Source organism: Micromonospora sp. NBRC 107095 (assembly GCF_030269705.1).
GTDB lineage: Bacteria > Actinomycetota > Actinomycetes > Mycobacteriales > Micromonosporaceae > Micromonospora > Micromonospora parva.
In genome coordinates, this window is record NZ_BSTU01000001.1 from 1,242,181 (window position 1) to 1,254,412 (window position 12,232).

11 protein-coding genes are annotated in these 12,232 nt (G+C 70.5%); 3 read left to right on the top strand and 8 right to left on the bottom strand.

The window, feature by feature from the left end:
- Nucleotides 1–40: 40 nt before the first annotated feature.
- Genes QSK15_RS05890 through QSK15_RS05910 form a run of 5 tightly spaced genes read right to left on the bottom strand, consistent with a single transcriptional unit; the run spans nt 41 to nt 6,607 of the window.
- Nucleotides 41–1,300, bottom strand: coding sequence for a cation:proton antiporter (locus QSK15_RS05890; protein ID WP_285793231.1), 1,260 nt, complete (start codon nt 1,298–1,300; stop codon nt 41–43).
- A complete protein-coding gene (locus QSK15_RS05895) occupies nt 1,297–2,550 on the bottom strand; it encodes a cytochrome P450 (protein WP_285793232.1) in 1,254 nt (417 codons plus the stop codon). The genes QSK15_RS05890 and QSK15_RS05895 overlap by 4 nt, the downstream gene beginning before the upstream one ends.
- Nucleotides 2,547–3,536, bottom strand: a complete 990-nt coding sequence (locus QSK15_RS05900; RefSeq protein ID WP_285793233.1) for an alpha-hydroxy acid oxidase — start codon at nt 3,534–3,536, stop codon at nt 2,547–2,549. Before QSK15_RS05900 ends, QSK15_RS05895 begins: the two co-directional genes overlap by 4 nt.
- Before the next feature lies 1 nt (nt 3,537).
- Entirely contained in the window at nt 3,538–5,103 is a 1,566-nt protein-coding gene (locus QSK15_RS05905) for an NAD(P)-binding domain-containing protein (RefSeq protein WP_285793234.1), read from the bottom strand.
- Nucleotides 5,093–6,607, bottom strand: a complete 1,515-nt coding sequence (locus QSK15_RS05910; protein ID WP_285793235.1) for an aromatic amino acid ammonia-lyase — start codon at nt 6,605–6,607, stop codon at nt 5,093–5,095. Before QSK15_RS05910 ends, QSK15_RS05905 begins: the two co-directional genes overlap by 11 nt.
- 63 nt (nt 6,608–6,670) lie before the next feature.
- On the opposite strand from QSK15_RS05910, the gene QSK15_RS05915 reads away from it, so the two are divergent.
- Nucleotides 6,671–8,209 (top strand): NAD(P)-binding domain-containing protein, encoded by a 1,539-nt coding sequence (locus tag QSK15_RS05915; RefSeq protein ID WP_285793236.1) that lies wholly within the window; start codon nt 6,671–6,673, stop codon nt 8,207–8,209.
- The gene (locus QSK15_RS05920) at nt 8,199–9,605 is read left to right on the top strand and encodes a class I adenylate-forming enzyme family protein (protein WP_285793237.1); all 1,407 of its coding nucleotides are present in this window, start codon (nt 8,199–8,201) and stop codon (nt 9,603–9,605) included. The genes QSK15_RS05915 and QSK15_RS05920 overlap by 11 nt, the downstream gene beginning before the upstream one ends.
- Before the next feature lie 53 nt (nt 9,606–9,658).
- Here QSK15_RS05920 and QSK15_RS05925 read toward each other — a convergent pair whose 3' ends face one another.
- Nucleotides 9,659–9,781: a 50S ribosomal protein L36 gene (locus tag QSK15_RS05925; protein ID WP_030331473.1), complete on the bottom strand. Its 123-nt coding sequence runs from the start codon at nt 9,779–9,781 to the stop codon at nt 9,659–9,661.
- 124 nt (nt 9,782–9,905) lie between these two features.
- Here QSK15_RS05925 and QSK15_RS05930 point away from each other — a divergent pair, with 124 nt between their 5' ends.
- A complete protein-coding gene (locus tag QSK15_RS05930) occupies nt 9,906–10,814 on the top strand; it encodes a lytic polysaccharide monooxygenase auxiliary activity family 9 protein (RefSeq protein ID WP_285793238.1) in 909 nt (302 codons plus the stop codon).
- Between the two features lie 64 nt (nt 10,815–10,878).
- On the opposite strand, the gene QSK15_RS05935 is transcribed toward QSK15_RS05930, so the two are convergent.
- Both QSK15_RS05935 and QSK15_RS05940 read right to left on the bottom strand, forming a co-directional pair.
- Entirely contained in the window at nt 10,879–11,790 is a 912-nt protein-coding gene (locus QSK15_RS05935) for a Kelch repeat-containing protein (RefSeq protein WP_285793239.1), read from the bottom strand.
- Nucleotides 11,791–11,984: 194 nt separating this feature from the next.
- Nucleotides 11,985–12,155, bottom strand: coding sequence for a DoxX family protein (locus QSK15_RS05940; protein ID WP_285793240.1), 171 nt, complete (start codon nt 12,153–12,155; stop codon nt 11,985–11,987).
- Nucleotides 12,156–12,232 lie beyond the last annotated feature (77 nt).

Sequence of the window (12,232 nt, forward strand, 5' to 3'; positions counted from 1 at the left end):
GCTCTATGTGTTGCGAAACTTGTCTTCTCAAACAATAAATCTACGGGGTGCCGGCGGTCACCAGCGGCCGGTTGGAGGCGGCAGCGCGCGCCTCGCGCCGCTCGATCCAGCTGAGCAGCGGCGTCGTCATGAGTGTCGTGACGAGCGCGACCAGCACCAGCACGGTGAACAGCGACGAGTTCACCACGCCCGCCTCCAGTCCCACGTTCAGCGCGATCAGCTGCATCAGGCCCCGGGCGTTCATCAGGGCGCCGATGCGCAACGCGACCGGGTTCGGCTCGCCCATCACCCGGGCCGCACCCCAGCAGGCACCAAACTTCCCGACGATCGCCACCGCCACGCACGCGACGGCGAAGCCGAGCACGGCCGGGTTGCCCAGCAGCGCGAACTCGGTGCGCAACCCGGAGAAGGTGAAGAACAGCGGCAGGAACACCGTCGCCGCGATCGGTGTCAGCGTGTCGACCACCTTGTCGGTCCGCGCGGAGTGCGGCATCACCACGCCGACCGCGAAGGCACCGAAGACCGCGTAGAGCCCGATCTCGTCGGTGTACCAGGCGACCAGGAAGAGCAGCGCCACGGTGCCCAGCAGCCGCGCGCGGTCACCCGGCAGCCCCATGACGTACCCGGTGACCCGCCGCCCACCCAGCCACAGCGCGACCGCGAACAGCACCGCGCCACCCGCGGTCACCAGGGCTGGGCCGGCGGCGCCCGAGGCGAACGCCAGCACCACGGCCAGCATGATCCACGCGACAGCGTCGTCGATCGCGCCGCTGGCCAGGGCGAGCAGCCCGAAGCGGGTGCCGGCGAGGCCGCGCTCGGTGATGATCCGGGCGAGCATGGGGAAGGCCGTGATCGCCAGCGCCACACCCACGAATGCCGCTGACACGCCGAGCGACACCCCGTCGGCGCGGATCGGGACGAAGCCCGCCATCCCCAGCACCAGCAGGACCCCCAGCACCAGCGGAACCGTCACACCCGCGAGCGACACCGCCCCCGCCGTGCCCGCGAGCCTGGTCACCCGATGCGAGGTGAAGGCGTACCCCGCCTGGAACATGAACAGCACCAGGCCCACCTGCCCGACCACGTACAGGATCGGCAGCAGCGGCGCGGGGAAGAGCGCGGCCTGCGCGCCCGGCCACAACAGGCCGAGCAGCGACGGGCCGAGCAGCACCCCGGCGAGCATCTCGCTCACCACGGGAGGCTGCCCCGCCTTGCCGAGGAGCCAGGAGACCAGCTTGCAGAAGAGCAGAATGACCGCGACCGCGATGAAGAACCGCGGGGCGAGTTCGGTGGGGGTCACTGGCCTGCCTCCTCGAAGAATCGGGTGCACAACTTCTGCCGCCGGGCGTCGACGACCATCCAGGTGCCACAGACGAGCTGCGTGACCGACCGCCCCACGTCGAAGAGCCGGTCGCGCTGCCGCATGAGGGCGAGCCGGTGGCGGCCGGGACCGGGGAGGCCCCGGGGCGTCAGGTACGCCGGACCGCGGCTCGGCAGCGAACGGGTGTGCGCTGCCGACGAGCTGACCGAGAAGCGCCGCAGCACCTCCCGGGTCGCCGCACGCAGTTGGACGGGGGCCGAGCCACGCGCCGGGCAGGCCCGGTTGGCGGTGACGCCGTACGGGATGAAATGCGCGTCCTGCCGGCGCACCGACAACCAGCGGTCCGGGTCGAACTCGTCGTCCGCCGCCGGGCCGGTGCGCTGATACGCCAGATAGTTGAAGAGCAGCACCGACCCGGTGGGGAGGACGTGATCGCCCACGGCGATGGGTCCCGAGGTGATCCGGTGCGCGATACCGAACAACGGGTACACCCGGAGGGTCTCGTCGATGATCCGGTCGAGAGAACCGTCCGACGTGTCCGTGACGCCACCGGAGCACAGCAGGATGTGCGCCATCGCCTCCGACATCTGCACCACTGCCGTGTTGAAGAACGCGCCCTGCAGGTACCAGGCGGTCTCCAGGGCGGTGAAGGGCGGCGGCAGCACGACCGCGCAGGTTCCCGCGTCGATCCGGTCCAGCAGGTAGCGCGTCAGGCGATCCCGCCGGGACATGTGCCGCAGACTCATCCCCTTCAGCGCGGTGACCACGTCGTCCGCGTTGGCCGCGATGAGGTCCCGGACGTCGCGCGGGCACTGTGCACCGAACACCAGCTCGTACGAGACCTCGGCCCAGATCGGCATCATCAGGTCCCGTAGCCGCACGTGACTGATCCGGTCGGTCGGGAGCGTGTCGAGGATCCGCCGGGTCGCGGCCGTCGCCAACTCGTCGGAGCGCGCGTGGGCGACGGCGAGCACCCGACGGGTCGTCCGCGCGACCGTCCGGTACCGCTCGCCGGGCTCCAGGTGCTCCTGATGCATCTGCGGACCGGGTGCGAGCCAGTACCAGAAGAGATCCGACAGGCCGGCCCCACGGCTGCGCCCGTCGGCGGCCGGATCGCTGTAGACCCGCTCGAAGTCCTCCGGGGGCACCAGCGGCCCGGGGACGGCGATGCCCTCGCTTCCGTTGACCCGCTCGAAAATCCACTCCCGGAGGGCGACCACTGCCTTCACCGGGTCACCACCTGATCGGGCGTCAGATCGGCCGGTCGCCGCGCCCCGGCCAGGGCGAGGGCCTGATCCAGCTCCGTGGTGAGTCGTTCGAGAACCTCCCGTACGCCCACCGTCCCGCCCGCCGCGAGCGCCCGCACCACCGGCCGCCCCACCAGCACCGCCCGCGCCCCGAGCGCCAGCGCGATCACCACGTCGGTGCCGCCGCGCACACCCCCGTCGAGCAGCACCGGGAGCTGCCCGTTCACGGCTGCCACGACTGCGGGCAGCGCGTCGAGGGTGGGGATCGCCCCGTCGAGCTGCCGTCCACCGTGGTTGGACACGATCACGCCGGCCGCGCCGTGCTCGACAGCGAGGCAGGCATCCGCCGGATGCAGGATGCCCTTGAGCAGGATCGGAAGACCCGTGACACCGTGCAGCCACGCGATCCGATCCCACCCGGCTGTCGCGTCCATCGCGATCGGGCGCACCCGGCCTGTCTCGTCGCGCATGTTCTCGCAGGTGTAGCCGGACGGCAGATCGATGAAGCCGTTGCGCAGGTCACGCTCGCGCCGCCCGAACACCGGAGAGTCCACTGTCACCACGAGCGCCCGGCAGCCCGCCGACTCGGCGCGCGTGACCACGTACCGGGTGAAGTCGAGGTCGGGCTGCAAATACAGCTGGAACCACAGCGTTCCGCCCGCTGCCGCGATCTCCTCGACCGGCTGGGTGGCGGCCATGCTGACCACCATCGTCGTACCGGCCGCCGCGGCTCCCCGCGCGGTGGCCACCTCGCCATCGGGGTGCGCGAGCCGGTGGAAGGCCGTCGGAGCGACCAGGACCGGGGCGGCCAGCGGGGTACCGGCCAGCGTGGTGCGCAGGTCCCGCTCGCCGGTCGCCCGTAGCACCCGTGGCACGATCCACCGCCGCTCGAAGGCCCGCTCGTTGGCGGCCACTGTGCGTTCCCGCCCGGCACCGCCCTCGAAGAAGTCCTGGTGGACCGGGTCCATGTCAGCCCTCGGCACCGAGGAGGCAGTGCCTCAGGAACTCCTGCAACGGCCGCACGTGGACCTCGGGCCGGTCCCACCGGTTCTCCAGGTTCTCGGCGAGGTGGTGCGTGCTGACCAGTCGGCCCGCACGGTGGTAACGGACGACCGGGTGCAGGTACGCCGCGTCGTGCGCCTGCCCGACGACGTCCTGGGCCACCCGGGCGACGGTGATGTCGAACGGGTCGACCTGGTCGTGGTCGGGGCCGTACTCCAACGTGATCACGAACGCCTGGTCGTAGTCGTGGTCGGCGGTGCGCAGGCCGATCGAGTCGACATAGGCCACCGGCACCTCCTCGTGGTAGCGGGCCTCTTCTCCGGCGACGGTGAGCACGTCGGCGAGGAACCCGAACTGCTGCCAAAGGGCCGAGCTGCGGTTGACCCGCTCGATGACGGCTGCTGTCATCGCCGCCGGATCGGCGACGAGCCTGGTGGACGGCCAGTCCGTGGCGTCGTACCGGCGGGAGAGGATCCGGTGCAGTGCGCGTACGGCGTAGCGGAAGCCGTGCACGAAACCGCTCGTGGACTTCTTGAAGTCGCGTTCCTGGGAGATCGTGCCGGCGAAGAACAGCCCTGGAACGTTCACCGACTCCCATTCTTCGGTCTGTGCCGGGAACCGGTCGGAGATGGCGAGTCGCGGCCGGGCCGAGGCGTCGAATATCGAGGCGTCGAAACGGAATCCCGTGCACGCCAGCACCCGGTCGTAATGCAGTTCCTTCACCATCTCGTTGGCCCGGGAGAAGCTGAACGCGACCCGGTAACCCGTACCGTCACGCTCGATGCTCCTGATCGTGCCGTCGAGGATCGCGTTCGCCGACTTGAGCTGATAGGTGTCGAGGAAGTTGTTGTTGACCGCGCGCAGGTGCCCGACGTAATGGGTGCGCCACGCCATGCGTACCGAGCTGGGCCCCGCGATGTGGATCAGCGTCGTGGTCTCCATGAGGTTCTCGGCGGTCTCGAAGGCGGAGTTGCCCTTGCCGATGATCAGCACCTTCTGGTCGAGATAGTCCCGTGGGTCGACGCTCATCACGTCGTACCCCTCGGTCAGCTCGAACCCGGGGATGTCCGGCTCGTAGGTCTTCGAGACGCCGGTGGCGACGATCACCGCGCGGGCCGTCCAGTGCCGGTCGCCGGCCTCGACAGTGAACACGTCGTCCCGCTTGGACACCCGGGTGACGCGGGTGCCGTAACTGACCTTGACGCCGGTCTTCGCCGCGAAATCCGCGAGGTAGCGCACCATCACCTCGGCGTCGGGGAAGTACCGCTCGGTGTACTGCGTGAACAGCAACGCCGGGTCGTCGGTGAGCAGGGAGTTCCAGTCGAGCCGCAGATTCAGCTCGGGGTCGTCGGTGCCCGTGTGCGGTTTGTTGATCGAGATGAGTTGCCGGTGCCGCGGATAGGTGGCGAAGAACGCCCCCGGACCGTCGGCCCCCTCCAGCACCAGATAGTCACGCTTGCCGTCGGCCTCGAGCAGGGCGGCGAGCTGAAGGCCGGCCGGACCGGCTCCGATGATCAGATAATCAAGCGTCACGGCGCTCACCGTACGAGCTGGAATTCAGAGATTTTTCAAGCTCTTCCAGAATTGCGACCGCCGTTCGCACGTCTTTGTCGAGGGGCCGGTCCGGGTCGATGGGAGGGATTTTCTCCAGGGCCCGCAGGACGCGGTTACAGCCTGCCGCCGTGGGCCGGCGCGCACCCACGTGCACCGCCTGGCGCAGCCCCAGCCCGAGTGAACCGGTGATCAGGCGCAGTAGTTCGGCCTGGTCCAGGGCGCGCAGCGCGGCCTGGGTGCCGAGCGGGATGACGTCCTGGTTGTGCAGGTTGGTGGGGAGGCTCTGGGTGCTCGCGGGCACGCAGTCGCGCCGGATCTCGGCGATGAGCGCCGTCGACGCGAGCTGTACGCCCTGCAACCCGTGTTGCTGGCCCGGTCCCGCCGCGAGCATCGGCGGTAGCCCGCCGTTTCGTCCGGGATCCACCAGCAGGTCGAGTTGGCGTTCGGCGAGGTTGCCGACCTGGGCGATCACCATGGACAGGACGTCGGCGGCGAACGCGGCGGGCTGGCCGAAGAAGTTGCCGCCGTGCACGACCTTGTCGTCGTTCGGGAAGAACAGCGGGTTGTCGCTCACGCCGCCCAGGTCGGCAGTCACCACCCCGTCGACGTAGCGCAGGGCGTCCTCGGCCGCGCCCAGCACCTGCGGCGCGCAGCGGATGCTGTAGGGCTCCTGTAGTGCTCTGGTGCCGGACGCCCGCAGGCCGGCGGAGACCGCCCGCATCGCGGCACCGACCTCGGTGGCACCCGGGTGCCCGTAGGCGGCGAGGAGAGCGGGGTCGAGGAACTGCGGGTCGCTGCCGAGCAGGTCGGCCAGCAGGCAGCTCAGCGTCTGCGCCACACGGTGCGAGAGGCGGACCCGTTCCAGGGCGAGGGTGAGCGCCGCAGTGGTGAGCGACGTGCCGTTGACCAGCGCGAGCGCGTCCCGGCCGTCGAGTGGTAGCGGCTCCAGTCCGGCCCTCACCAGGGCCTCCCCGGCGGGCATCCGGATGCCGTCCACGTAGGCGTACCCGCGACCGCGCAGCGCCTGGGCGGCGGCACCGAGCGGAATCAGGTCGCCGCTGGCGCCCACCGAGCCGAGTCGGGGCATCGCCGGCGTGAACGTCGTGCCGAGCATGGCCGCGAGCGCGTCGATCACGTGCGGCGAAACCCCGGACGCGCCCCGGGCCAGGGACCAGGCGCGGACCAGCAGCGTCGCGCGCACGACCTCCGGGGCTAGGTCCGGGCCCTGGCCCGCGCCGAGGTGGGCGAGGGTGTTGTCGGCCTGGTCGCGTTGGTCGGCGCGGCCCGCGTAGCCGACGAGGGCCCCGAAACCGGTGGTGGCACCGTAGATCGCCCGGTCGTCGCCGAGTGCCTTCCCGAGAAATGTGCGACCGGTCGCCACTCGATTGCGTACCTCGTCGCCGATCAGGACAGTGACCGGGCCTGCCGCGACGCGCAGGTCGGCGGGGCGCAGCGGTGCTGCCAGATCCACCTCAATCGTCATGGAAGCGGATGCTAGAGACGGTTTCTCAGAGCGCTCTGAAATCGCCTCAGTAAATTGCGCCGTATGACGCACGATTGCCTGATCATCGGAGCCGGGCCGGCGGGTCTGCAGCTCGCGGCCCTGCTTGAGCGCGACGGTCACGACTACGTGGTGCTGGAGGGCGGCCCACGGCCGGGCACATTCTTCGAGACCTATCCCCGGCACCGCCAGCTGATCTCGATCAACAAGGTGTGGACCGGATCGACGGACCCGGAATTCAATTTACGGTCGGACTGGAACTCGTTGCTGACCGACGATCCGGCGCTGCTCTTCAAGAACTACAGCACGCGCTACTTCCCGGCAGCCGACGATCTCGTGCGTTATCTCGCCGACTTCGCGCGGGGTCTGAACGTCAGTTACGACACCCGGGTGACAGACGTGTCGAAGACCGGTGACCTGTTCACCGTGCAGGCCGGCGAGCACAGCTGCGCGGCGCGGACAGTCGTCGTCGCGACCGGTGTCTCCCAGCTGTACGTGCCGCCGATCGAGGGCGCCGGCCTGGCCGAGCGGTACGACACGGTCAGCGTCGACCCCGCCGAGTTCATCAACCAGCGCGTGTTGATCATCGGTAAGGGCAACTCGGCGTTCGAGACCGCGGACGCGCTCGTCGAGACCGCCGCCACGATCCATGTCGCCGGGCCGCACTCCATCAAACTGGCCTGGCAGTCCCACTACGTGGGGCACCTGCGCGCGGTGAACAACAACTTCCTGGACACCTACCAGCTGAAGTCACAGAACGCGGTCCTGGACGGCACCGTGGAGCAGATCAGCCGGCGGGAGGGCGGCGGGTTCCGGGTGCTCTTCCGCTACGCCCGGACGGTCGAGAACCTGCGCGAGCTCGAGTACGACCGGGTCATCCTCTGCACCGGCTTCCGCTTCGACGCGTCCATCTTCGCCGAGTCCGCCCGGCCGGAACTGGTCATCAACGACCGGTTCCCAGCGCAGACGCCGGCCTTCGAGTCGGTGAACATCCCCGGCCTCTACTTCGCCGGCACCCTCAGCCAGCAACGTGACTTCAAGAAATCCACGAACGGGTTCATCCACGGTTTCCGCTATGCCACCCGGGCGCTGCACCACATCCTGCGGGAGCGGCAGCACGGGCAGCAGTGGCCGTCCCGCCAGATCGCCCTGACCCCCGAGGCGATCACCGATTCGATACTCGCCCGGATCAACGTGACCTCGGCGCTGTGGCAGCAGTTCGCGGTGCTCGGCGACGTCGTCACGGTCGAGGGTGACGCCGCCCGCTACCGCGAGGAGATGCCCGTCGCCTACCTGCGTGAGACCGAGCCGGACGCGTTCGCGTTCCTGGTCACCCTGGAGTACGGCCCCGACCACGACCAGGTCGACCCCTTCGACATCACCGTGCCGCGTCCCGCCGAGAACGACGCGAGCGCCGCGCACGACGCCAGCTACCTGCACCCCGTCGTGCGGGTGCTGCGCGACGGGCAGGTCGTCGCCGAGCACCACCTGGCGGAGAACCTGGAGAACACCTGGGACCTGCCGACGGTGCACCGGCAACCCCTCGAGGTCTTCGTCATGGGTGTCCTCGCCGATGCCCGCTGAGCCGATGCCCGCTGACGTCTGGCCGCAGCCCGTCCTCGACCTCCTGGCAGCCGGCGGGGACCGGCCGGTCTTCGAGGACGGGGCCGAGGTCACCACCGCCTCGGAGATGGCAGGTCTGATCCGGCGCGTCGCGGCCGGACTGCGGTCGTCCGGCTTGGGGCCCGGAGTGGGCGTCGCGCTCGACCTGCCGGTCACCGCCGCCGCCTTCGCCGCCACGATGGCCGCCTTCGCCGTCGGGGCGCGGGTGTCCGGGTGGCGCGCCGACCTCAGCCCGGCGCAACTGGCCGGCTCCCTCGTCGTCGACGCGGCTCGGCTGGCCGCACTCGTCGCCCACCCCGACGACGGGCTGCCACTCATCGCGGCCGGACGGCCCGAGGACCCCGCGCGCATCACCTGGACCAGTGGCAGCACGGGGACGCCGAAGGGCGTGGTCCAGACCTACGCGTCCATGTCGGCGGCCTGGGCCCCGTACCCGGACCGGTGGCCCCCGGCTGTCGCCGAACTGGCCACCCGGTTGCAGCGCCACCTGGTCTTCGGCTCGCTGGCCAGCCAGGTGATGCTGGAGTACGGCGTCGTCGCCCTCGCGGCGGGCGGCACCCTCGTCGTGGCGCCCCGGCCGGTCTTCCCCGCCGCCCTGGTCGACCACCGGGCCACGGCGAGCGTCATCACCGTCGGCAAACTGCACCAGTTGATCCGGGACCAGCGAGCCGACCCGGTGGACCTGCGCCACCTGCGGGCGCTGCTGGTCTCCGGGTCACCACTCGCGCCGGGCCGACTGGCGGAGGCCCTCGACGTGCTGGGTCCGGTGATCTTCCACGGATACGGGCAGACCGAGACGTCGATGATCGCCATGGTGACCCCCGCCGAGATGCTGGCCGACGCGGCGAGGCTCGCCACCGTCGGTCGTCCGGCTGTGGACGTCTCCATTCGCGACGGGGAGATCTACGTCCGCACCCCCGCGCAGGCGTCCGCGTACTGGCAGGACCCGGCCGAGTCGGCGCAGGTGTTCGTGGACGGCTGGGTGCGTACCCGTGACCTGGGGGAACTCGGCGCGGATGGGTACCTGAGGCTGCTCGGGCGCGCCCGGGACGTGATCATCGTCAACGCGCAACTGGTCCACGCCGGACCGGTCGAGCGGGCGCTCGCCGCCGACGCCGCGGTCGGCGAGGCGTACGTCGTCGGGCGTCCGGACGAGTTGACCGGCGAGGCCGTGCACGCCTTCGTGGTGCCAGCGGCCGGGAGGACACCCGACCCCGACGTGTTGCGCAAGTTGGTGGCCGTACAGGTGAACGATCTCGCGGTGCCGCGAACCATCACGGTCATCGACCGGGTTCCGCTCGCGCCCAGCGGTAAACCGGACAAGAGTCAGCTATACGGACACGCAAACCGCCCCTGACCGGATGACCCGGTCAGGGGCGGTTGTCGACTGTATGTCCGGCTCGGGCGGGGTCAGCCCTGGCGGCTCTTCCACTGCGGGTTGGCGCGGTTCACCACGACCGTCCGGCCGCGACGACGGACCACAACCGAACCCGGCTTCTGCTTGAGCGCACGCAACGAGCTACGTACCTTCATCTCTGCCTCCTCGGTGCAAGCGGTTCCGAGTATCGAAACGCCGCACCCACCCTGGGGATTCCCGCCCGCTGAGCGTCGAACCTTTGCCGCCCGCCGGCCGTACCAGTGGGCGGAGGTCGTCCTCATGCCCGTACGCCGGCTCCTCGCCACTGTGCTGGTCGCTGCCGCGACAGTGCCGCTGGCTGCCACGCCCGCCGCCGCCCACGGTGCCCCGACCGACCCGGTCAGCCGGGCGGCCGCCTGCGGCCCCGAGGGCCGGTACGCGGCCACCAGCGCCTGCCGGGCGGCGATCGAAGCCGGCGCGGCCGTGCGCGAATGGGACAACGTCCGCGTTGCCGCGATCAACGGGCGAGACCGGGAACGGATCCCGGACGGTGAACTGTGCAGCGGTGGGCTGTCCGCGTACCGGGGACTGGACCTGCCCCGCACCGACTGGCCGAGCACCGAGCTGACCACCGGTGCCACCTTCACCTTCCGGTACCGGACCACCATCGAGCACCGGGGCACCTTCCGGCTCTACGTCACCAAGCCCGACTACGACCCCCGCAAGAAGCTGACCTGGGCGGACCTGGAGGCGCGCCCGTTTCTGACCCGGACCGACCCGCCGGTGCGGGCCGGGGCGTACCAGTTGGCGGGCCGGCTGCCGGCGGGTCGCAGCGGCCGACACCTGATTTACACGATCTGGCAGAACTCCAACACCCCGGACACCTACTACTCCTGCTCCGACGTGGTGTTCCGGGGTGCCAAGGCCACCGGCTCCCCGCCGAAGGCCGCCGCACCGAAGAGCGCGCCGCGTACCGCTGCCAGTGCGCCAGCCGCCACCGAGTCGGCGGTGGCAGCGGCGGCCGACCCGGGCGTGCCGGTGGCGGCGGTGACCGACCTCGACGGCCGGTGGCCGGTGCTGGCCGGTGCCGCCGTCGTGCTGGTTCTGCTGCTGATCGGCGCGAGCCGGCGGCGTCGCGGTGCCGCCGCACCGGTGGGACGCCAGTGCGAGGTACGCAACCACCGGGCCGGGCGGCGCCGGATCTGGTGACCCGACCCGCCCGACACCCGGCGGCGCTCAGTCCAGGTGTCGATCGAACGGCACCCGGCCGGTCTTACCTGAGGTTCAGCTCGAACGTGTCGGCGCTTGCCCCGCCGCCGCAGGTGAGCGCCCCCGCCACGAAGTAGCCGCGATCGCCGACCCGGGCGGCGCCCAGTCCGTGCCGGCCCTGCGGCAACGGCGGCAGCGTGGTCCAGCGGTCCTTGCGGGGGTCGTACGCCGTCACGTCGTCGTAGGTGGTCTCGTCCGGCCTGCACTCGCCGCCGGCGTACACGATCCGGCCGTTGAGCACGACTGCGGCTCCGGCGGAGCGGGGCGTCGGCAAGGGGGCTGCCCTGCTCCACCGTCGGGTCCGGGTGTCGTAGACGTCGTGGCGTGCGAGGCTGTCCTCCCCGTCGGCGACCCGGCCGCCGAACACGTGTACGCGATCGCCGAGGACGGCGACTCCCGCGTGGTCGCGCGGCTCAACCGGCAGTGGCTCGGCCGTGGACCAGCTGCGCCGCGCCGGGTCGTACGTCAGGTGGGTCCGGACGGTGCCGTACCCCATGGAGATCGGCGGATCCGGCAGGGTCACGACGGTGTGGGAGTCCCGTCCGCCGAGCAGGTGCAGCTTTCCGTTCACCGCCGCCACGCCGACCGAGCCCAGCTTCTGGGGCATGTCCGGCAGCCGGCTCCAGGCGTCGTGCAGCGGGTCGTAGGCGTAGGCCACCTGCTGTGGGTGCATGTGCACGATGTCGGTGAAGCCGCCGAAGGCGTACAACTTTCCGTTCAGCCCGGCCACGCCGACGTGCGTGAGGGGGCGCGGCAGGGGCGCGTGCTGCCGCCACCGGTCGGTACGCGGGTCGTAGCTGGTCACCAGGGTCGTGGCCCACGTTGGCTGCTCGTCGCCGTTCTGCACGGTGCCACCGACGACATAGACGCGGCCGTCGAGCGCGGCCACCCCTACCTCCGCCCGTGCCGTGTTCATTGGCGCCCTGTCGCTCCACACAGCTCGATCGTGGCCGGTTGGTGATTTTGCCTGCGCGCTGTCGGTCGACGTCACCTCCCCGAGGCCGGCGACGGACAACGCAGCTGCCGCCAACGTCGCCGCGACGATGCGATAGTTCCTCTTCAACTCTGCTCCAAAGTGGGTAGTGGCCGACGGCTCGGTGGTGCGGTGGGTCATGCCCGAGGCGCGATCGGGGCCTTCGAGTGGCGACCCCAGGCGACGAAGAGCGCGAGCACGATGAACAGGACGTTGACGGGCGTGTCTGCGGCCTCTCCCCGGGAGAGGTGGAAGACGATCGCGGGCGCTTGCAGCGCGACGCACCCGAGAGCCGCGAGCACTGTCACGTCGGGTAAGCACGCCTGTGAACCTAGCCTAGTCGTTCAGTAATAGACAATATGTTCAGAAGTTGTCGGATGGTTTG